The 19,288-nt window shown below is 67.1% G+C and carries 21 protein-coding genes and 1 pseudogene; 8 read left to right on the plus strand and 14 right to left on the minus strand.

What is annotated here, in order from left to right:
- Positions 1–58 precede the first annotated feature (58 nt).
- The 6 genes from LTV02_RS39420 to LTV02_RS37640 all read right to left on the minus strand — a co-directional run bounded on the left by LTV02_RS39420 (position 59) and on the right by LTV02_RS37640 (position 5,812).
- Positions 59–511: a DUF4189 domain-containing protein gene (locus LTV02_RS39420; protein ID WP_269821590.1), complete on the minus strand. Its 453-nt coding sequence runs from the start codon at positions 509–511 to the stop codon at positions 59–61.
- Positions 490–951 (minus strand): DUF4189 domain-containing protein, encoded by a 462-nt coding sequence (locus tag LTV02_RS37620; RefSeq protein ID WP_233036259.1) that lies wholly within the window; start codon positions 949–951, stop codon positions 490–492. Before LTV02_RS37620 ends, LTV02_RS39420 begins: the two co-directional genes overlap by 22 nt.
- 135 nt (positions 952–1,086) lie before the next feature.
- On the minus strand, positions 1,087–1,668 hold the full coding sequence (locus LTV02_RS37625; RefSeq protein WP_233036260.1) for a VOC family protein: 582 nt from the start codon (positions 1,666–1,668) through the stop codon (positions 1,087–1,089).
- Positions 1,668–3,695, minus strand: a complete 2,028-nt coding sequence (locus LTV02_RS37630) for an NADPH-dependent 2,4-dienoyl-CoA reductase (RefSeq protein ID WP_233036261.1) — start codon at positions 3,693–3,695, stop codon at positions 1,668–1,670. Before LTV02_RS37630 ends, LTV02_RS37625 begins: the two co-directional genes overlap by 1 nt.
- Positions 3,692–4,270 carry a PadR family transcriptional regulator gene (locus tag LTV02_RS37635; RefSeq protein WP_067714787.1) on the minus strand — a complete coding sequence of 193 codons (579 nt, stop codon included), beginning with the start codon at positions 4,268–4,270 and terminating at the stop codon, positions 3,692–3,694. Before LTV02_RS37635 ends, LTV02_RS37630 begins: the two co-directional genes overlap by 4 nt.
- 111 nt (positions 4,271–4,381) lie before the next feature.
- Positions 4,382–5,812, minus strand: coding sequence for an MFS transporter (locus LTV02_RS37640; protein ID WP_233036262.1), 1,431 nt, complete (start codon positions 5,810–5,812; stop codon positions 4,382–4,384).
- A gap of 103 nt (positions 5,813–5,915) precedes the next feature.
- Here LTV02_RS37640 and LTV02_RS37645 point away from each other — a divergent pair, with 103 nt between their 5' ends.
- Positions 5,916–6,830: a helix-turn-helix transcriptional regulator gene (locus LTV02_RS37645; RefSeq protein ID WP_233036263.1), complete on the plus strand. Its 915-nt coding sequence runs from the start codon at positions 5,916–5,918 to the stop codon at positions 6,828–6,830.
- 6 nt (positions 6,831–6,836) lie between these two features.
- On the opposite strand, the gene LTV02_RS37650 is transcribed toward LTV02_RS37645, so the two are convergent.
- The 3 genes from LTV02_RS37650 to LTV02_RS37660 form a co-directional block, all read right to left on the minus strand.
- Positions 6,837–7,250, minus strand: coding sequence for a VOC family protein (locus tag LTV02_RS37650; protein ID WP_233036264.1), 414 nt, complete (start codon positions 7,248–7,250; stop codon positions 6,837–6,839).
- 140 nt (positions 7,251–7,390) lie between these two features.
- Positions 7,391–8,020 (minus strand): TetR/AcrR family transcriptional regulator, encoded by a 630-nt coding sequence (locus LTV02_RS37655; protein ID WP_233036265.1) that lies wholly within the window; start codon positions 8,018–8,020, stop codon positions 7,391–7,393.
- Between the two features lie 73 nt (positions 8,021–8,093).
- On the minus strand, positions 8,094–9,014 hold the full coding sequence (locus LTV02_RS37660; protein WP_233041884.1) for a DMT family transporter: 921 nt from the start codon (positions 9,012–9,014) through the stop codon (positions 8,094–8,096).
- Positions 9,015–9,149: 135 nt separating this feature from the next.
- Here LTV02_RS37660 and LTV02_RS37665 point away from each other — a divergent pair, with 135 nt between their 5' ends.
- A complete protein-coding gene (locus LTV02_RS37665; protein ID WP_233041885.1) occupies positions 9,150–10,022 on the plus strand; it encodes a LysR family transcriptional regulator in 873 nt (290 codons plus the stop codon).
- 3 nt (positions 10,023–10,025) lie between these two features.
- Here LTV02_RS37665 and LTV02_RS37670 read toward each other — a convergent pair.
- Positions 10,026–10,775: pseudogene (locus LTV02_RS37670) on the minus strand (alpha/beta hydrolase family protein); the annotation flags it as partial.
- A gap of 22 nt (positions 10,776–10,797) precedes the next feature.
- Here LTV02_RS37670 and LTV02_RS37675 point away from each other — a divergent pair.
- Positions 10,798–11,508, plus strand: a complete 711-nt coding sequence (locus LTV02_RS37675) for a helix-turn-helix domain-containing protein (RefSeq protein WP_233036266.1) — start codon at positions 10,798–10,800, stop codon at positions 11,506–11,508.
- Here LTV02_RS37675 and LTV02_RS37680 read toward each other — a convergent pair.
- The gene (locus LTV02_RS37680; protein ID WP_233036267.1) at positions 11,490–12,065 is read right to left on the minus strand and encodes a dihydrofolate reductase family protein; all 576 of its coding nucleotides are present in this window, start codon (positions 12,063–12,065) and stop codon (positions 11,490–11,492) included. The two genes, LTV02_RS37675 and LTV02_RS37680, sit on opposite strands and share 19 nt — an antisense overlap.
- A 130-nt stretch (positions 12,066–12,195) precedes the next feature.
- Between LTV02_RS37680 and LTV02_RS37685 the strand changes: the two genes are divergently transcribed.
- Complete coding sequence (locus LTV02_RS37685; RefSeq protein WP_233036268.1) at positions 12,196–13,554, plus strand: MFS transporter; 1,359 nt, start codon at positions 12,196–12,198, stop codon at positions 13,552–13,554.
- 28 nt (positions 13,555–13,582) lie between these two features.
- Here the strand turns inward: LTV02_RS37685 and LTV02_RS37690 are convergent, their stop codons facing one another.
- Positions 13,583–14,203, minus strand: a complete 621-nt coding sequence (locus tag LTV02_RS37690; RefSeq protein WP_233041886.1) for a TetR family transcriptional regulator — start codon at positions 14,201–14,203, stop codon at positions 13,583–13,585.
- Positions 14,204–14,396: 193 nt separating this feature from the next.
- Between LTV02_RS37690 and LTV02_RS37695 the strand changes: the two genes are divergently transcribed.
- The 3 genes from LTV02_RS37695 to LTV02_RS37705 are packed head-to-tail and all read left to right on the plus strand — an operon-like array spanning position 14,397 to position 16,959.
- Positions 14,397–15,461, plus strand: coding sequence for a ferredoxin reductase (locus LTV02_RS37695; protein ID WP_233036269.1), 1,065 nt, complete (start codon positions 14,397–14,399; stop codon positions 15,459–15,461).
- 13 nt (positions 15,462–15,474) lie between these two features.
- Positions 15,475–16,623: a fatty acid desaturase family protein gene (locus LTV02_RS37700; protein ID WP_233036270.1), complete on the plus strand. Its 1,149-nt coding sequence runs from the start codon at positions 15,475–15,477 to the stop codon at positions 16,621–16,623.
- Entirely contained in the window at positions 16,624–16,959 is a 336-nt protein-coding gene (locus tag LTV02_RS37705; RefSeq protein WP_233036271.1) for a hypothetical protein, read from the plus strand.
- Here the strand turns inward: LTV02_RS37705 and LTV02_RS37710 are convergent, their stop codons facing one another.
- On the minus strand, positions 16,960–17,562 hold the full coding sequence (locus LTV02_RS37710) for a DUF4254 domain-containing protein (RefSeq protein ID WP_067714752.1): 603 nt from the start codon (positions 17,560–17,562) through the stop codon (positions 16,960–16,962).
- Positions 17,563–18,028: 466 nt separating this feature from the next.
- Between LTV02_RS37710 and LTV02_RS37715 the strand changes: the two genes are divergently transcribed.
- A complete protein-coding gene (locus LTV02_RS37715) occupies positions 18,029–18,349 on the plus strand; it encodes a hypothetical protein (protein WP_233036272.1) in 321 nt (106 codons plus the stop codon).
- A gap of 372 nt (positions 18,350–18,721) precedes the next feature.
- Here the strand turns inward: LTV02_RS37715 and LTV02_RS37720 are convergent, their stop codons facing one another.
- Positions 18,722–19,282, minus strand: a complete 561-nt coding sequence (locus LTV02_RS37720; protein ID WP_233041888.1) for a GTP-binding protein — start codon at positions 19,280–19,282, stop codon at positions 18,722–18,724.
- Positions 19,283–19,288: the final 6 nt, after the last annotated feature.

Raw genomic sequence — 19,288 nt, forward strand, 5'->3', positions numbered from 1 at the left:
CTAATCGAATCGCCGGAACCCGCCGGGTTTCCCCCGGAGAGTTCCGGCGCGACGTGCGTCAGCCCGCGTTGACGGTGCACTCGGAGGCGACGACGGCGGTCTCGCTCCTGGGCCCGACACCGAGGGTGCCCAGCACCGGGTTGGGGTCCGGTCCGGTGGCCGCCAGGGCCTTGCGTTCGGCTTCGGCGCGGGTGGGGCCCACGGCCGAGGCATAGCTGCTGCCGCGACTGGCGATGGCGGCGCAGCCGTTCACGAACTGCACCTTGATCAGGCAGCTGAAGTGCCCGCACCGCTGGATCGCGGCCTGGTCCGCGCTCGCCTGATCGCTTGCGTCCGTGACGATTCCGATCACCGGGTCACCCCGGTGGAAGGACACCGCCATGGCACCGTAGACGTCGCCGTCGGCGTGCGCCGTGGCCGGGAGCGTGAGCGTGCCGGCCGCCGCCAGCACGCCGAGCACGGTTTTCCCGCGCCGGGACATGACCGGCGTCAGCCCGCGTTGCGGGTGCACTCGGAGCTGACGACGCGAGCCGAGCTGGCCTGCGAGCTGCCGAGGCTGACCATCAGCGGGTTCGGGTCGGTGCCGGTGGCGGCGAGGGTCTTGCGGGAGGCTTCGGCGCGGGTGGGGCCGGATTGCGCCCAGAAGCCCGCGTTGCGGCCGCCGGTGGTGCGCGACGCCACGGCCACGCAGCCGTTCGCCCAGCTGGTGTGGACGATGCAGTCGCCGGTTTCGCAGCCGCTCAACGCGGCGGCCTCGGCCGATTCCTGGGAGTCGTAGTTGACCGCGACGATGGTGTGCAGCTGGTTGCCGACGTATTCGTAGGCCAGCGAGCCCCATTCGTTGCCGTCGGCGTCGGCGGCCTGCGAGGTGCCGGTGGCGCCGAGTACGAGTGCGGTGGCGGTGGCGGCGATGACGCCCAGTGCGCGTGACCGATTGAGTGACAGATTCAAGAGGGGTCCTCCCCCGAGGAAGATGAAGAAGTAAAGACTTCAAGATCTTTACAGGGAGGTCCGACAAATAAGCAAACCGAGAGCCGCCGAACGAGATTCGCGCACAAAATCTTCACAAGATCCGGCGGATTTCCCCTAGTGGGGCTTCGGCTCCATGAATGCAATCCCCCAATTCACGTGGCCCCGCCAGACACTGGCGATACGACCGCCCTGCACCGCCGGTTTCGGATCCCCGATGGGTCCGCCCGCCGCACGCACGGCGGCCACTGTCGCGTCCAGATCCGGGGTGCGGAATGCCGCGCCCACGAGTGCCGCCGAACGGCCGGAACTCACCACTTCGATGAATGGTTCGCCGACGCGGTAGAAAGCCATTTCCGGGCCTTCGGGCCCGCGCGGGAAGAAACGGCGGCGCGGCGGAATTCCGAGCACGGCGTTCAGTTCGGCGACCGCGGAATCCAATTCCGGTACCCAGTAGACGACGTGATCGACAATGGTGACGCCATTGGGATGCGCTGCCGGCGAACCGGTATCGCCGTCGTCGAGATACGGCACGCCGAGTTCCCCGGTGGCGGCATGGGTTTCGTCGAAGCCCCAGCCGGCCGCGCCCACCGTGCAGTCCACCTGCCCGATCCGCACGCGACCGCCGGTGACGGTGAAACCCAATGCCGCCCAGGCCTGCTCGTCTCCGGGCAGGCCCAGGCGGGTGAGGTTCGGCATTACAGGCCCGCCGCCAGCCGGGTGCCCTGGTCGATGGCGCGCTTGGCGTCCAGTTCGGCGGCCAGGTCCGCGCCGCCGATCAGATGGAACTTGACGCCCGCCGCGGTCAGCGGCGCTTCCAGATCGCGCACGGATTCCTGTCCGGCGCACAGGATCACATTGTCGCATTCGATGACGGTGGGCCGCTGGCGTTGCTCGCCGAAGCTGATGTGCAGGCCGCGATCGTCGATGCGCTCGTAGTTGACGCCGCCGATCTGCTCGACGCCCTTGGCCTTGACCGCGGCCCGGTGCACCCACCCGGAGGTCTTGCCCAGGTCCTTGCCGAACGAGGACGACTTGCGCTGCAGCAGTACGACTTCGCGGGCGGCGGGGGAGGGCTTGGGCTTGGTCAGGAAGCCGCGCGCGTTCGGATCGTCGGACACGCCCCACTCTTCCTTCCACTCGTCGAGCTTGAGGCTGGGATGCCCTTCGACGGTGAGGAATTCGCTGACGTCGAAGCCGATGCCGCCCGCGCCGATGACCGCGACCTTCTTGCCGACCGGCTTGCCGTCGCGCACCAGTTCGGCGTAGGTGAGCACCTTCGGGTGATCGACGCCGGGGATGTTCGGGATGCGCGGCTTCACGCCGGTGGCCAGGATGACCTCGTCGTAGCCGCCCGCGATGAGCTGCTCGGCCGTCGCCCGGGTATTGAGATGCACTCGTACACCGGTGATCTCGAGCTTGCGGGTGAAGTAGCGGACGGTCTCGCTGAACTCTTCCTTGCCGGGGATGCGGCGGGCGATGTCGAACTGCCCGCCGATCTTGTCGTCGGCTTCGAACAGGTCCACCGAATGCCCGCGCTCGGCCAGCGACACCGCCGCCGACAGTCCGGCCGGGCCCGCGCCGACCACCGCGAACTTGCGGGTGCGGCGGGTCGGCAGCAGCTTGAGCTCGGTCTCGTGCCCCGCGCGCGGATTCAGCAGGCAGGAAACGGTTTTGGCCTGGAAGGCGTGATCGAGGCAGGCCTGGTTGCAGGCGATGCAGGTATTGATCTCGTCATTGCGCGCCTCCTGGGCCTTGCGCGCCCATTCCGGATCGGCCAGCAGCGGGCGGGCCAGGGAGATCAGTTCGGCGTCGCCGCGGGTGAGGATCTCCTCGGCGGTCTCCGGCATATTGATGCGGTTGGAGGCGCACACCGGAATGCTCACCACGTCCTTGACCTTCGCGGTCCATTCCACGAACGCCGCGCGCGGCACCGAGGTCACGATGGTCGGGACGCGCGCCTCGTGCCAGCCGATATCGGTATTGATGATGGTGGCCCCGGCGGCCTCCACATCCTTGGCGACGGCTTCGATCTCGTCCCAGGTCTGGCCGTTCTCCACGAAATCGGCCATGGACAAACGGAATACGATGATGAAGTCCGGGCCGACCGCCTTACGCACCCGGCGCACGATCTCCCCGGCGATGCGGCGGCGGTTCTCGGCCGAGCCGCCCCACTTGTCCTTGCGCTTGTTGGTGCGCGGCGCGAGGAACTGGTTGATGAAATAGCCTTCACCACCCATGATCTCGACGCCGTCGTACCCGGCGAACTTGGCCAGGTAGGCGCAGCGCGCGTAATCGTCGATGGTCGCCTCGACGCCCTTGCCGGACAGTGCGCGCGGCTTGAACGGGTTGATCGGCGCCTTGATGGCCGAGGCCGAAACACTGGTCGGCATATAGGAATAACGGCCCGCGTGCAGAATCTGCAGCGCGATCTTGCCGCCCTCGGCGTGCACCGCCTTGGTGATGGCGCGATGCCGGTACGCCTCGGTCTTGTTGGTCAGCTTGGCGCCGAACGGCAGCAGCCAGCCGGTGCGGTTGGGGGCGTAACCACCGGTGATGATCAGGCCCACACCGCCTTTGGCGCGCTCGGCGAAATAGGCGGCCAGCCGGTTGATGTGCCAGGCGCGGTCTTCCAGGCCGGTGTGCATGGAACCCATGACCACGCGATTGCGCAGGGTGGTGAATCCCAGATCCAGGGGTTCGAACAGATGCGGGTACGCGCTCATCGCTGAGTGCCTTTCGGGTCGGACGCCTGCGACCGGGCTGAGTCGCGTGCCAGGGCGTCGAGTACTTCCTCACACCAGTCCACGACACCCTCCTGTACGCGGATGCCTCCGCGCAGCACGAGGTACTGGTGCAGCTTCTTGCCGGTGAGCTGATCCGGCGCGGGGTAGTCCTTCTTCTCGAAGGCGCGGTAGAGGTCCAGGCGCACGGCGTGCTCGTCGCGGTGACGGCGCACTTCGGCTTCCATGGCGGCCATATCGCCCAGCGAGGCGGCGCGCAGTTTGACGCCGAGTTCATTGCGCATGGGTTCGATATCGGCGGGTTCGGCGATCCAGCGGACGAGTTCGTCACGGCCGGCGTCGGAGACGGTGTAGACCTTCTTGTCCGGGCGGCCCTCCTGGGCGATGGCCTCGGCGATCACCCAGCCCTGCTCGTCCATGCGCTTGAGCACGCGATAGATCTGCTGGTGGGTGGCGTTCCAGAAGAAGCCGATGGATTTGTCGAACCGGCGGGCCAGGTCGTAGCCCGAGCTGGCGCGTTCGGTCAGCGATACCAGCAGCGCATGTTCGAGGGCCATGACGTGAGGGTACGTGAGACACGGCGTATTATGCAACTGGGTGCATAGACAGGATATCCGAAAAAAGAGGCCCGATACCGAGCCTCTTCATTCTCGCCCCCGCGGTTCCGGTCAGCGCGCTGCCTTGGCCGCGAGTCCCGCCGCGACCAGCACCGTCACCCCTTCGGCGACCGCGGTGACGCTCACCGCGTGCGCCGCCGACAGCGCCGTCGCACCGGCCAGGCTCAGGAACACCGACCCGAAGGTCGCGATGCCGACCACGATGCCCAACTGCACGCTGGTCACCAGAATGCCGCTGGCATCGGCGGCCAGCTGCGGCGGAATGCGACCGGTGGTGCGGGCCATGAGCGGGCTGAACGACAACCCGAAACCGATGCCCATGAGGCCGAACACGGTCAGCTCCAGCACGCCCATCCCGCCGCCGTCACGCAGCAGCAGGCCCATGACGACCATGGTCGAGGCGGCCAGCACCAGGCCGAGCGGAATCATGACGGCGTGGAAGCGGGCCGGGATGCGCGACCAATTCAGGCTGGCGACAGCGAAAGTCGCGCCATTGGGAAGGAACAGCAGTCCGGCGTGCAAGGCGCTGTAACCGAGCGTGCCCTGCAGGTGGATGGCCATGACGAACAGCCAGCCGCCGAAAGTGCACATGACGATCAGCAGGGTGAGGGCGGTGAGCACCAGGCCGGGAGTCCTCAATACCCGGTCGGCGAACAGCGGTTCGCCGCCGCGCCGGTGCACGTGACGTTCCACCAGTGCGAAACCGGCGAATCCCAGTGCGGCGCAACCCAGCGCGACCCAGCTCCACACCGGCCAATCCTGTTCGTGGCCGAGAACCAGCGGCACTACCAGCAGCAGTACGGCCGGAGTGAGTACGGCCAGTCCCGCCAGATCGAGTTTGCGATCGGTGCGCGCCGTCAGGGCGGGCAGGATTCCGGGTGCGATGGCGAGCAGCGCCAGCCCGATCGGCACGTTCACCAGAAACACTCCGCGCCAGGTACTTCCGGCGATATCGGCATTGACGATGAGCCCGCCCGCGATCTGCCCCGCGACCATGCCGCCGGAGATGACCGCCGCGTACGCCGAAAGCGCCCGGGCTCGAGTGGTTCCCGTGAACGTGCGCTGGATCAAGGTCATTACCTGCGGCACCATCGCCGCCGATCCGACGCCCTGGAGGAAGCGGAATACGATGAGCGAGTCCGTATTCCATGCCAGCCCGCAGGCCAGCGATGCCGCGGTGAACACGGCCAGTCCGGTGAGGAACATATTCCGCTGCCCGAACCGGTCACCCAGCCGTGCACCGGTGACCAGCAGCACGGCGTAGGCGATGACATAGCCGGACACGATGAGCTGCAACGCGGAACCGCTGGCGTGCAACGAGGTACGAATCGATGGGATGGCGACATTGACGATGGAGGCGTCCAGCACGGCCATGAACTGGCCCAGCAGGATCACCGCGAGAATGGCCAGCGGTCGGCGCCCGGCGGCCGGGCCGGCGGCCGGCGCCGCTACCGGAGGTGTTCGGGTAATGCTCGAAGTCATGTCCATGAGCCTGCGGTCCCGTCCATCCTGGTAACAGGAGTCCGCTTATACGGGTACTGGCAGCACCTGGATACTGTCGGTGCTTGCGGCGACTATGGGAAACGTGGACATCGCAAACGCTTCCGGGACCGGTTCGGCGGGTAAGGCTCGCCGCGAGGAACTCTCGGCGTTCCTCAAGTCGAGGCGAGCGCGGATCACCCCGCAGGATGTGGGGCTGCCGGTGGGTTCGCGTCGCCGCACGCCCGGTCTGCGCCGGGAGGAGGTCGCGCAGCTGGCCGGTGTCGGCGTGACCTGGTACACCTGGCTGGAGCAGGGGCGCGATATCAACGCGAGTATTCAGGTCCTGGATGCCATTTCCCGCACGCTCTGCCTGGACGGCGTCGAAAAGGCGCACCTGTATCGCCTGGCGGATGTCCCCACGGTTCCTACACCGCAGCACGAGGATCCCATCTCCGAGGAGATTCAGGTGATCCTCGACCACCTGAATCCGCTCCCCGCGGCTCTCCTCAGCGCCCGCTACGACGTGCTCGCTCACAACTCCGCGTACGAGGCGCTGTGCCCCGCTTTCACGCGCGGCGACAGGAACGTCCTGCGCAAGGTCTTCCTGAGCCCGGAATGCTGCAACCCCTACCCGTCCACCGGACCGGAGCACCAGGCCCGGATGGTCGCCTACCTGCGAGCGGCCTACGTCCGGCACCTGCAGGACCCCGCCTGGACCACCTTCGTGGACGATCTCTGCGCTCAGAGCACGCTTTTCGCCACCATGTGGGCCCGCAATGACGTGGCGCTTCCCATCGGCCGCTCGCGCACCATCCGCAATCTCGCCATCGGCGACCTCGAAATGATCATGACGAGCATGTCCCTGCCCTCCATCGCCGGAGCGTGGGTGCAGATCTGGCAACCCGTCGACGCGGCCGGCTGGACCTGCCTGCACGGCCTGCTGGCCATGACCCCCGAGGAACGCGAAATCCCGTGGCGCGAACACATGGAACGCGACCACGGGTACGTCGCCGGTTGACGGCGATTATTCGGCGTATGGCTGATCCTCGCCCTGTGCGCTGTAACCGACGCTCCATACGTAGCCGTCCGGGTCGGCGAAAGTGCCGCCGTACCCGCCCCACGGCAGGGCGCCCGCCGGCTTCAGCACGGTGGCCCCGGCCTTCTCCGCCTCCGCCAGAATCTCGTCCACCCGCGTCTCGCTGCGCACCACATAGGTCAGTACCAGCCCACTGAACCCGCTGCCTTCCGGATCCGTCCCCACCTGCCCGGCCAGCCCCTCACGGCCGTAGAACCCCACCGGCGAAGCCCCGTCGGACTCGAAGAACACCGAGATCCCGTAGTCGTTCGCGATCGTCCAACCGAGTCCCTGGGTGTAGAACTCCTTGGCCCGATCCATATCCCGGACGCCGAGAAGAATAGAGCTGACGTGCGCCTTCATGACTTACTCCCTATGAGTTCGGTAGTGCGGTTCGTGTCGAATCCCTTGCTCATGAACCTAGATTCGGGGCGGCGAACCGACATCCGTGCCGACCACGGAACCCACCACTGAGCAACGGACCAGTGGGAGTACGGAATCGCCTACCGGGTGCTGCTTTCCACCGCACCCGATACATCGGGGAGTTGATCGCTGACGAGCGCGGTGGCCGTCATGGCGGCCACCAGATCGGCCAGTTCCCTTGTGTGGACCGGGTTTTCGTCCAGCACGACCAACCAGGCGTACAACGGGCCCAGGAGTAGCGCCTGCACCAGTGCCGGTTCCGGGCGGTGAGAGAGCTCGCCACGGGCGACCGCGCGGTCGAGCACCGTCGCGATGATGGCGCGCTCGACGGGCAGGAATGCGCCGGCGAAGCGGGCGGTCAGCGCGGGGTCGGCGCGGATGTCGGCGAGCAGCCCGGTCAGGGTGGCCGCGCTCGCCGTCACCTGCGCGGCGATCTGCTCGGTCAGCGCGCCGAGATCGCCGCGCAGGGTGCCGGTGTCGGCGGGTGGCTGCTCCCGCAGGTCGTGCAGCAGCACCGAGAAGATCATTTCTTGTTTGGTGGCGTAGCGGCGGTAGATGGCAGCCTTGCTCACTCCCGCCTGCAATGCGACCGCGTCGACGGTCAGGCTCGCGTAGCCGCGCTCCGCGATGAGCACGCGCACGGCCGTGGCGATCGAGGTGTCGACCCGGGACTGCCGGGGGCGGCCGCCCGCTTGTTTCGCCTTGGTCATGGTGGCATGATACGAAACCATCAGTTTCGATACCAATCGTCTCGTAACTGGATTCCAGGACAGGGGAGTGATGTCAGGCCAGCTGGACCAGGGCGCAGCCGATGCTCAGCGCCGCGAGCCCGCCCAGCCGCTCGGCCGTCACCGGTTTGGCCGGGAGCTGGAACCATCCCTTGTGATCGATGGCCGCCGAGGCGATCTGCTGACCGGTCACCGTGAGCGCGATGGTGGTGGCGGCGCCGATCTGCGGGATCACCGAAAAGGTCACCGTCACATAGGTTGCCGCCGCGGCCCCGCCCAGCCAGCCCCACCAGGGGACGGTGGTCAGCGCGCCGAACCGGGGCGGCGGGGTCCGGCGGGCGGTCACCAGGACCAGCAGCGCGATCGCGATGGTCGCGGTGGCCACGAGGAACGACCACAGCCCGGTGGCGAACGGATCGCCGAGTGCGCGGCGTAGTTCGGCATTGGTCGCGCCCTGCACCGGAAGCACCGCCCCCGCGACGAGTCCCAGTGCGACCCAGCCGATTCGGGCCGCCACGGTGGCGTGTGCCTGCGCTCCGGTGAGCTGGCTGCGGATCACCACCGCGATACCCGCCAGCACCGCCGCGCCGCCGAGCAGCATGCCCGGGCCGAGTGGGCGCTGCTCGACGCCCAGCAGCCCGCCCACATCGAGTGCGATGGAGGCGAACATCTGCCCGGTCACGAACAGGCCGACCGAGGCCAGCGCGCCCATCCGCGGAAACAGCACGATGGCGCTGGTGATGTAGATCGGAGAAGCGATGCCGCCCAACAGCTGCCACCAGGCGACGTCGTCGATGCCGCCCAGCGCGGCCCAGCTGCCCGCCGCGCTGACCACGAGCGCCAGCAACCCGGCCGAGACCGCGAGCTGCACGGTGGCCGCACCGTACGGCGTGCCCACCGCCGCGCCCAATTGCAGATTCACCGAAGCCTGCACCGCCAGCAGGCCGCCCACCGCGAGCGCGGCGGCGAGGAACACGAACGTCAAAGGACTCTCCCGAAGCTGTTGCCGATAAACCACATTCAGCTTGGCCGTGGGCATCCACGCTGATCAACGCCAGTTTCCGGAACCGACCATGACTCTCAGATCATCAATGTGGAGGCCCCCGTGGAGATGCGGGACATCGAGATCTTCCTGACGCTGGCCCAGGAATTGCATTTCGGCCGCACCGCCCAGCGGCTGCACATCAGCCAATCCCGCGTCAGCCACGCGATCCGAACCCAGGAGCGCCGCATCGGCGCACCCCTGTTCCTGCGATCCAGCCGCACGGTGCGTCTCACCCCACTCGGCGAACAACTGGCCACCGAACTCCGAGCCGGCAGCCGCCTCATCGAATCAGCCCTGACGCGTGCGCAATCCGCGGCGCAGGGCCTGGATCACACGCTCACGCTGGGCATCATGGGCGCCCTCGGACATGTCGTCGAGCCGATCCTGACCGCGTTCACCGACGCCTTCCCCCGAGTGAATCTGGTGCTCCGCGAAGCCCACTTCTCCGACCCGTTCGCCCTGCTGCGCACCGGCGACGCCGACCTCCAACTGCTCTGGCTCCCGATCCGAGAACCCGAATTCACCATAGGCTCAACACTTCTGGTGGAACCGATGCGCCTGGCGGTATCGACCGCCAGCACCCTGTCCACCCGCGACACGGTCACGCTGGAAGACCTGGCCGACCAAACCCTCTGCGACATAGGCACTGTCGCCCCCCGCTACTGGTCCAACGAACTGATTCCCCCACTCACCCCCTCCGGCCGCCCCATCCCACGAGGCCCCCGCGTCCACACCTTCCAGGAAATGCTCGCCGCAATAGCCGCCGACCGCGCCGTAGCCCTGGTCCAGGAACACTGCGTCCACTACTACGCCCGCCCCGGCATCACCTACATCCCGATGCCCGACGGCCCGCACTGCGCCTGGACCCTGATCTGGCGCACCCACACCGAAACCGCCCTGATCCGCACCTTCGACGCCTTCGCCGCGCGCCGTTCGTGAACCCTATCCGGCGCTCGGCGACCGCTGTGCCGCATACTCGCGCAGGTCTGCCAAATACCCCGGGGCATAGAGCGAACGGGGTGCGAAGAGCGCGAACATGATCGAGCGCCAGTTCTGGTCGTTGTCCAGGGCGGCTTTGACGATGTTGTGGGATGCGTCGGGGTAGCGGTGGATCGTCAATTGCCGGGGCGGGATCGCGCTGCGGTAGACGCGTTCGGTTTCGTCGACGTCGACGTTCAGGTCGTTGTCGCCGAGGGCGAGCAGGATCGGGATCTCGATTCGGGGGAGGAATTCGGTGGCGTCGGAGCGGTAGTTCTTGCGGACGAAGTTCCAGCGGTCGGGTGACATCGGGTCGGGGTCGTCGGCGGTGGCCAGGTAGCGGTCGTAGGAGGCGTCGGCGAGCAAGGGTTGCAGTCTGGTGGCACGGCGCTGTAGTGCTTCGGCGATCTCGGATTCGGAGGCGTGGCGGTGGCGGAGTTCGGCGATCAGGTTGTATTCGCCTTGGCGGAGCCAGTTCACGGCTGGGCCGACGAGGATCAGGAATTGCAGGTCGGGGCGGTGGGCCGCTACCTCCGGTGCTACCCAGCCGGCTTGGCTGATGCCCCACAGGCCGATTCGATGGGGGTCGATGTCGGTGCGGGTGCGTGCCCAGTCGATGGCCGCTTCGGTTTCGGCGGCGCGGTCGTGCATGGATTGGTCGAGCCAATTGCCCGGCGCGCCATCGACTCCCGGTTTGTTCCAGGAGAGGGAGGCACCGCGGATTACCATCGCAACTGTGGGATTGCAGTTCGAAACGCGCGGGTCGCAATCACCGTGGATCGATTCGGTGTGGACCTGCCGGAGTGACGGCGTCGCGGAGATGACCTCGGTGGCGACCGAGACGGTCGGGTTGGTGTTCTGGGTGCAGGAGGGGGAGGCGTTCGCGGCGGTCACGGGGCCCGAAAGCCGGTGCAGCACCGCGGCAGTGCCCGAGGGTGCGGAATTCGTGGGGATGCAGTTCGCGGTGGGCACCTCGTTGCGGGCGGTGGCGGCGCCGTCGCTGGTGGACAGCGGGATCCTGCTACCGGATGTGACCGAGCGGAAGTTCTGGCTGGCGGGGAGCCGGTGGGAGACGCCGCACGCCGATGACGCCGAAGCGCTGGTGGAGCGGTTGGTGCGGGACGGGGTGCTGGAACGGGATCCGCTGGTGGCGCAGGTGCTGCGCGGGTCTCAGCCGGCCGCGGCCGAACGCACGGTGGAGCGGCGGTTCCGCAGTGCGACGGGATTGACCCAGGGCGCGGTGCGGCAGATCGAGCGGGCGCGGACCGCGGCCCTGCTGCTGACGGCGGGGGAACTGCCGGGCGATGTCATCGAAAAGCTCGGGTACTACGACGAACCGCATCTCGCCCGTGCGCTGCGGCGGTACGTGGGGCGTACCGCACGGCAGCTGCGGGCGGGGAACGGCGGGGAGCTGTCACTGGATTTCGGTCAGCGCACCACGTCGTAGATCAGCTTGGTGACACCGTTGGAGTAGCTCTCGGACTCGCGCAGGCGCAGCTGCTGCTTATCGCGGTCGGCCCGGCTGAACAGGCTCTTGCCCGCGCCCAGCAGCACCGGGAAGACGAGCAGGTTGTAGCGGTCGATGAGATCGGCGTCGGAGAGATTGCGGGCCAGTTCGGCGCTGCCGTGGATGAAGATCGCCCCGCCTTCGGTCGCCTTGAGCGCGGCGACGTCGTCGATGGACCGCAGGATGGTGGTCTCGCCCCAGCCTTCGGTCAGCTCTTCCTCTTTCAGGCTCGAGGACAGCACGTACTTGGGCAGCTCCTTGTACGCGATGTGGTCCTCGGAGTCCTTCCAGAACGGCGCGAACGCCTCGTAGCTGCGCCGCCCGAACAGCAGCGCGGTGTGGTCGGCGAGCTCTTCGCCCTTGAGCGAGTACGCCTCCGGGACGAACTCGGTCTGCATGACCCAGCCGCCGCTGCGGTGCCCTTCGACCTCGCCGCCGGGCGAGTCCACGACGCCGTCGAGGGACATGAAGCCGGTGTAGACCAATTCGCGTGCCACGGTTTTCCTCCTGAGATCGTGGGCGGTGACCCGGTGTTCCGGCCGCCCGTGCTGTTGATCGAAAGCTTATGAGGGCGCAAAGCCGCCGTCTTGTACAAAACCGACACGTTGATCGCCTACCCTGCGCAACATGACCGAGGTGCCGGGACAGGCGACGATCGGACAGGCCGCCGGGCGCGGCCGGGTGCTGGCGTGGGGGTTCTGGGATTTGGGTTCTTCGGCTTTCAATGCCGTGATCCTGACCTTCGTGTTCTCGGTGTATCTCACCGACAAGGTGGGCGACGACCTGCCCGGCGGCGTCTCGGCCAGTGCCTGGCTGGGCTGGGCGCTGGGCATCGCCGGCCTGCTGGTGGCGCTGACCGCGCCGGTGAGCGGGCAGTGGTTCGATGCCACGGCGCGGCGCAAGCTTTCGCTCGGCATTCTCACCGGGCTGACCGTGCTGGCGATGGCGGGGATGTTCTTCGTCGAGGACGATTACCACTATCTGTGGCTGGGCCTGGCGCTGCTCGCGGTCGGGTCGGTGTGCTTCGAACTGGCGAATGTGCCCTACAACGCCATGCTGCGGCAGGTCTCGACGCCCGCCACGGTAGGGCGGATCTCCGGGTTCGGCTGGGCGATGGGCTATTTCGGCGGCATCCTGCTGCTGCTCATCTGCTATTTCGGTTTCATCAGCGGGAAAGGGGACTACCGGGGACTGCTGGGGGCGCCCACCGACGCGGGCCTGAACATCCGGCTGGTCGCGGTGCTGGCGGCGGTGTGGTTCGCGGCCTTCGCGGTCCCGGTGCTGCTGTTCGTGCCGGAACTGCCGCGCACCGATGCCGATCCGGGCGCGGCGGTGCGGCCGGCGCGCCGGGGTCCGGCCGGATGGCTCGCGGGCCTCGGGCAGTCGTATCGGGTGCTGTGGCGCGATATCCGGGAGTTGTGGCGCGAGGACCGGCGCATCGTGGGTTTCCTGCTGGCGAGCGCTGTCTTCCGGGATGGGCTGGCGGGCGTGTTCACCTTCGGTGCGGTGCTGGCCGTGCGGGTGTACGGCATCGCCGATTCCGATGTGCTGCTGTTCGGCATCGCCGCGAATGTGGTTGCGGCGCTGGGCGCATTGCTGGCCGGCCGGTTCGACGACGGGGCCGGGCCGAAGATCGTCATCGTGGTGTCGCTGGCGGCGATGATCGCCTGCGGGCTGGTGCTGCTGGTGGTGTCGGGCGCGCTCATGTTCTGGATCTTCGGGTTGCTGCTGACCGTATTCGTCGGTCCCGCACAGGCTTCGGCGCGCTCTTTCCTGGCGCGGCTGGCTCCGCCGGGACGCGAGGGGCAGCTGTTCGGGCTCTACACGACCACGGGCCGCGCCGTATCGTTCCTGGCCCCAGCACTTTTCGGGTTCTTCGTCTGGGTTTCCGGATCCGATCGGGTCGGCATCGTCGGTATCGTGCTGGTGCTGGCCATCGGGCTGGCGGCGCTGTTGCCGGTGCGTTCGCCGGATCGAATCGCCTGAGCCGCAATGGTTTCGGCGCGATAACGGCTCAGGGCCGCCACGCCCCCATGCCGAGCGCGATCAACCGCACCTGCAGCACGGCGCGCTCCACGATGCGCCCGCGTTCGCGCGGTTCGGCGATCACGTAGTCGGCGATCCGGTCCGCCACGGTGGACACGATCAGGTCCGCCGCCAGCTCCAGATCATCGGGTGACCAGGCGTCCAGCGCCCGCACCCGGGACAGGTCCACCACCAATTCCCGCACGATGAGCTGCATTTCGACCGCGATGGCGCTGCGCAGCGCCCCCGACCCGCCGTGCCGTTCACGCAGCAGGAATCCGTAGAGGTCGCGTTTGCCGGCCACCTGGTCGAAGACGAACCGCACCGTATCGCCGAGTTTCGCGTTCGGATTGCGCCGCATCTCGCGCAGCGCCAGCCGCAATTGGCGCACGCCCTCCTCGACCAGGGTGGTGCCGAGTTCGTCGAGCGAGGCGAAGTGCCGGTAGAACGCGGTCGGCACGATGCCCGCGGAACGGGCGATCTCCCGCAGCGACAGCGCCGCGAAACCCCGGTCGGCGGCCAGTGCGAGGGTGCCTTCCAGCAGCGCCGCGCGGGTGCGTTCCTTGCGCTCGACTAGGGTAGCTGCCTGCTCGCTCACGTCGATGAGCATACATGCGTTCACATTCGTTCCATTCGCGATATGTCGTGTGGGTCACACGAACTGCCGGTTGAACTGGAGTGCCTTCACCCGGCAGACTATCTCAGTGTACAGATGTGCACCGAAATGATTCGGAATCAACTTCGGGGGCATATCGAACAGCGAAGAGGCGTCGCACAGCCCGGCGACGCGACAGGAGGCTCGCATGGTCGGACTCATCGACCTGGTGCAGAAGACACTGACCACCCCGCATCCGCTGGACCGCTACCTGGAACTGGTGCGCCCCACCCTGACCCTGCGCGACATGCGGGCGGAGATCACCCACGTGCGGCGCAGCGCGGTCGGGTCGGTCACCTTGACCCTCAAGCCCACCCGGCAGTGGACGGGGCACGCCGCCGGCCAATACGTGCAGCTCGGCGTGGTGATCGACGGTGTCCGCCACGTCCGCTGCTATTCCCCGGTCAATGCCCAGGGCCGCCGCGACCGGCACATCGAACTGACGATCAAGGCGCATCCGCACGGCCTGGTGTCCAACTACCTGCACGAGCACGCCATCCCGGGCATGGTGGTGGATCTCGAGCCGGCCGCGGGCGTGTTCCACCTGCCCGAGCCCCGGCCCGAGCAGCTGGTGCTGATCAGCGGCGGCAGCGGCATCACCCCGGTGCTGTCCATGCTGCGCACGCTCGCCAACGAGAACTACCGCGGCCGGGTGCTGTTCCTGCATTACAACCGTTCTCCCGAATGGGTCCCGCACCGCGCGGAACTTGAGGCGATCGCCATGCAGCACAACAACATCCGGGTGGAATTCCGCTACCCGGAGACCCAGCAGCACGCCCCGTTCGGCTACGACGAACTGGAAAGACTGGCGCCCTGGTTCTCCAGCGCGCAGACCTACCTGTGCGGCCCGCCCGGCCTGATGGCCGCGGTGCGCACCGTGTTCGAGGCCGAACAGCTGGGCGAGCGGCTGCACAGCGAGGAGTTCACCCTCACCACTGCCGTCGCCGATCCGGCCGACGCCGAAGGAAAGGTGACCTTCTCCGGGAGCGGCGTGATCGCCGAGAACACCGGCTCGACCCTGCTGGAGCAGGCCGAAAACGCCGGTCTCACACCGGAATACGGCTGCCGCATGGGTATCTGCTTCACCTGCACCGCGGTCAAGCGCAGCGGCTGCACCCGCAATCTCAAGACCGGCGAGCTGGACAGCGACCCGGACACGTCCATTCAAATCTGTGTCAGCGCCCCCGTCGGGGACGTCGACATCGCCCTCTGAACGGAGCTTCGACATGGCGATTCTCACCGAAACCAAAGAGGGGCCGTTGGTCCTCAGCGTCGAGCAGGTCGAGGAGATCGGCCGCGAACTCGACGCCCTGCGCGCTCGCGTCACCGCCGATCTGGGCGATCGCGACCGCGAATACATCTACAAGATCATCAAGACCCAGCGCGGGCTGGAGATCGCCGGGCGCGGTCTGCTCTACCTGGGTTTCCTGCCGCCGTTCTGGCTGGCCGGCGTGGCCGCGCTGAGCGTGTCGAAAATCCTCGACAATATGGAGATCGGCCACAACGTCATGCACGGCCAGTGGGACTGGATGCGCGAGCCGACGCTGAATTCCCGTGCGTTCGAATGGGATACGGTCTGCCCGGGCGACCAGTGGCGGCACTCGCACAACTACATGCACCACACCTACACCAATATCCTCGATATGGACCGCGACATCGGTTACGGCATCCTGCGGGTGGACGAGGCGCAGAAGTGGAACATCCTGCGGCTGGGCAACCCGGCGTACGCCTTCATGCTCATGATGGCGTTCGAATGGGGCGTGATGGGCCACGACCTCGAGGTCGAGAACATCGTGCGCGGCAAGCGCAGCTGGTCCGATATCAAGGCGCTGGTCACCGGGCAGTGGAAGAAGGCGTCCAAGCAGGTCCTCAAGGATTACGTGGTGTTCCCGGCGCTGACCGGGCCGCTGTTCCTGTCGACGCTGGCCGCCAACTTCACGGCCAATATCGTCCGCAATATCTGGACGTTCTCCATCATCTTCTGCGGGCACTTCCCGACCGGCGTACAGACGTTCACCCAAGAGGAGACGGAGAACGAGACGCAGGGCGAGTGGTACGTGCGCCAGATGCTGGGCTCGGCCAATATCACCGGTAGCCAGCTGTTCCACATCATGTCCGGGAACCTCTCGCACCAGATCGAGCACCACCTGTTCCCCGACCTGCCGGCCAACCGCTACCCGGAGATCGCGCCCGAGGTCGAGGCGCTGTGCAAGAAGCACGGCCTGCCCTACAACACCGGCCGTTTCTCGAAGCAGATCGGCTCGGTCTGGGGCAAGCTGTTCAAGCTCGCGCTGCCGCCCGCACTCGTGAGGAATTCGCCCGCACCAGCTGTTATCGTGATGCGTCGGGGGATGGCTACCGAAGTGGGCGTGTAAATGATCGGAAAATTCGAAAGCAACAAGGATCTGATCCAGGAACTGACGTCGTCGGGCGCGAAGCACGTCGGCAATATCGCGAACATCATCACCGGCACCGTCGCCGAGGTGACGCGCGAGATCGGCGACTGGATCACCGACGCCATCGAGATGCGCGAGGCCGCGGCCGCCGCGGCGCAGGACGCCAGGGCGCAGCGCGCCGCGGATACCGGCGACGACGATCTCGATGACGACTTGGAAGCCCCTGTGGCACAGGACTTCTCGGCCCCGCGGGCGCGGCCCGCGGAGCCGGGCGAGGTCATCGACGCCGAAGTCGTCGACCCGCGCAAGTTCTGACTACCAGACCGGCAGGCGCCGGCGGTGCTGAGCCACCTCGGTGATCAGATCCTTGTAGCCGTCGGCGAGTTCGGCGAGCCGGTACCACTGCAGGTGGGCTTCACTGTCCACGCTGCGGTGCGGCTTGTCCTCGCTGACGCGATGGGGACGGGTGGGTCGTCGTGACCGCCCGTCCCCGGTGTTTTTCGGCGGGCGTGTCCCGGCCCCGGGCGTGGCGCCCAAAGCCTGTTGCGCCGCAACCCATTTCGCGGCCATTCGATCGATGACCGCCCCGAGCGTCTCGGTATGCAATGAGGCCCCCGCGCGATGCGGGATGTTCACCGCCACCCAATCGTCGATGCGCGCCACCAACTCGCCTCGCCGTTCGTCGATGTCCTCTACGAGTTGGCTGCAGGTCGCCACGCGGGTGGGCGTGGCGCCGGCGGCGTGCGCGGCCTGCAGGGCATTGGCCCTGCGTTCGTGGCATTGCACCAGTTCGTGGGCGGCTTCGAGCACGTCGCGGTCGCGACGGTCGGCGGTTACGGGTTCCCGGAAGGCGCGCAGCAGCGTCGATGGCGAGGGAAGTTCGGCCCCGAAACCAGCTCCGGTGTAGTCGGTTGCCATGTATTCCCACCCTTTGGCTGTGCTGAAGTGGATGCGCCAGGGCCGAGGGGGTTTCGGGGAGGGGCTCCCCTCGGCTCCGGCGCAGTACCGCATTCCGGAACGCACAGCCCACCAACCAAACGACACGGTGAAGAAACCGGGAAATCCGCGACGATGCGATGGGGAAGACTGTCCGATAATGCGGGACATATTCAGGAAAGCGCGATAGTCGAACGGGCGCAACCATCCGGCGCGTGATCGGCGAACCTGCCTGAAAATCGTTATACAGCATTACGACTCGGTCACACGGGTGCTGCGTTTGGTGGCGGATCGACACCTCTGACCGGGGCGGATGGGGCTGGTGGGACTCGGCGCCGGGATGGAGACCGCCGGGTCTACGCGCCAGTAAGTTACTGAGGCTTATGAATAGCTATCCATCCGGCGTGCCGGACGCGCGACGCGCCGTAGTCCGTTAGCCTCGATATTCGTGCCAGCCTATGCGTCATCACCCGAGCTGCGTTTCGGTTTCATGTTCGCACTGGAAGACCCGGAGCGAATCGCCGAAGTCGTGCGCAATCTGATCGTTCGCCGGACGGTGTCGGTATTCCGTCTGGCGCATCTGTCCGACGACAACGGACCGCCCGAACGCTACGTCGTGAACTGGGCGGCGCTGCCGCAGATCGCCGTCACCACCGCCGCGCCGGATCCCGACGAATTGCGTTCCAGCGGAACGATGCTGGTCAACGCGTTCCTGGGAGAAGACGGTGAGGTGAGTCTGTACTCGGCGGACGGGCCTGCGCCGCACTAGCTTCCGCTGGTGTGTCGCAGCACACACCGCCTCTTAGTTACCTCTCAGCTACTGGCAAGGGCTCCTTAAGGCTCCCTCGGCAGGGTGGGTCCAGTCGCCAACCGGAGATCCCGGCGGGCGGCGAAACCAACAGAGAGGTTGAAAAATGATTCCGGTCATCATCAATACTGGTAGCGCTGCCCTCGACGGCCTGTTCAGCACCGGTTCGGCGGCGCTGAGCGGCATTCTCAACACCTTGTGGACCGGCTCGTTCGGTCGTTAATCGCATTCTTGCGAAGGGTTTTCGGGCGAACCGCCCCGGGTGGGATTCCATCCGGGGCGGTTTTTCGTGCCCGAACCGGTCGCGCCCGGATCGGCTGCGGAGATCCGGGCTCAGCCGGCCAGCGCGGGGGCGCGGCGGGCGCGCAGGATCTGCTCCAGCAGCGCCACCAGCACCCGCTTGACCGATTCCCGGTCGCGGGCATCGCAATTCATCAGGTGCACGGTGGGCGCCAGGTCCAGCGCCTCGCGCACCTCGTCCAGTTCGAAGTCGCGGGCGGTGGCGAAGCGATTGACCGCCACCACGAACGGCGTGCGCCGCTGCTCGAAGAAGTCCAGCACCGGATAGCAGTCCTCGACCCGTTCGGTGTCGACCATGATGACCCCGCCCAGCGCGCCGTCGAGCAGGTCGTCCCAGAGGAATTCGAAGCGTTCCTGGCCGGGGGTGCCGAAGAGGTAGAGCACCAGGCTGGAATCGAGGGTGATGCGGCCGAAGTCCAGCGCCACCGTGGTGGTGGTCTTGCCGGTCGCCAGGCCGGGATCGTCGACGCCCATCGAGACGGTGGTCATGGCGGCTTCGGTGGCCAGCGGCTCGATTTCGGAGATGGCGCCGATGAGAGTGGTTTTGCCGACGCCGAATCCGCCACTGATCACGATCTTGACCGAGGAGGCCAGCGGCGC

This window comes from Nocardia yamanashiensis (genome assembly GCF_021183565.1).
Classification (GTDB): Bacteria; Actinomycetota; Actinomycetes; order Mycobacteriales; family Mycobacteriaceae; genus Nocardia; species Nocardia yamanashiensis.

Bases quoted from the DNA above. Each gene is read 5' to 3' on its own strand.
- LTV02_RS37635 (WP_067714787.1), bottom strand. From the start codon at position 4,270: ATGGCCCTCGAACATGCGCTGCTGGTATCGCTGACCGAACGCGCCAGC.
- LTV02_RS37685 (WP_233036268.1), top strand. From the start codon at position 12,196: ATGACCGAGGTGCCGGGACAGGCGACGATCGGACAGGCCGCCGGGCGC.
- LTV02_RS37710 (WP_067714752.1), bottom strand. From the start codon at position 17,562: ATGGCAACCGACTACACCGGAGCTGGTTTCGGGGCCGAACTTCCCTCG.
- LTV02_RS37655 (WP_233036265.1), bottom strand. From the start codon at position 8,020: ATGACCAAGGCGAAACAAGCGGGCGGCCGCCCCCGGCAGTCCCGGGTC.
- LTV02_RS37705 (WP_233036271.1), top strand. From the start codon at position 16,624: ATGATCGGAAAATTCGAAAGCAACAAGGATCTGATCCAGGAACTGACG.
- LTV02_RS37650 (WP_233036264.1), bottom strand. From the start codon at position 7,250: ATGAAGGCGCACGTCAGCTCTATTCTTCTCGGCGTCCGGGATATGGAT.
- LTV02_RS37690 (WP_233041886.1), bottom strand. From the start codon at position 14,203: ATGCTCATCGACGTGAGCGAGCAGGCAGCTACCCTAGTCGAGCGCAAG.
- LTV02_RS37695 (WP_233036269.1), top strand. From the start codon at position 14,397: ATGGTCGGACTCATCGACCTGGTGCAGAAGACACTGACCACCCCGCAT.
- LTV02_RS37640 (WP_233036262.1), bottom strand. From the start codon at position 5,812: ATGACTTCGAGCATTACCCGAACACCTCCGGTAGCGGCGCCGGCCGCC.
- LTV02_RS37625 (WP_233036260.1), bottom strand. From the start codon at position 1,668: ATGCCGAACCTCACCCGCCTGGGCCTGCCCGGAGACGAGCAGGCCTGG.
- LTV02_RS37700 (WP_233036270.1), top strand. From the start codon at position 15,475: ATGGCGATTCTCACCGAAACCAAAGAGGGGCCGTTGGTCCTCAGCGTC.
- LTV02_RS37665 (WP_233041885.1), top strand. From the start codon at position 9,150: ATGCGGGACATCGAGATCTTCCTGACGCTGGCCCAGGAATTGCATTTC.
- LTV02_RS37630 (WP_233036261.1), bottom strand. From the start codon at position 3,695: ATGAGCGCGTACCCGCATCTGTTCGAACCCCTGGATCTGGGATTCACC.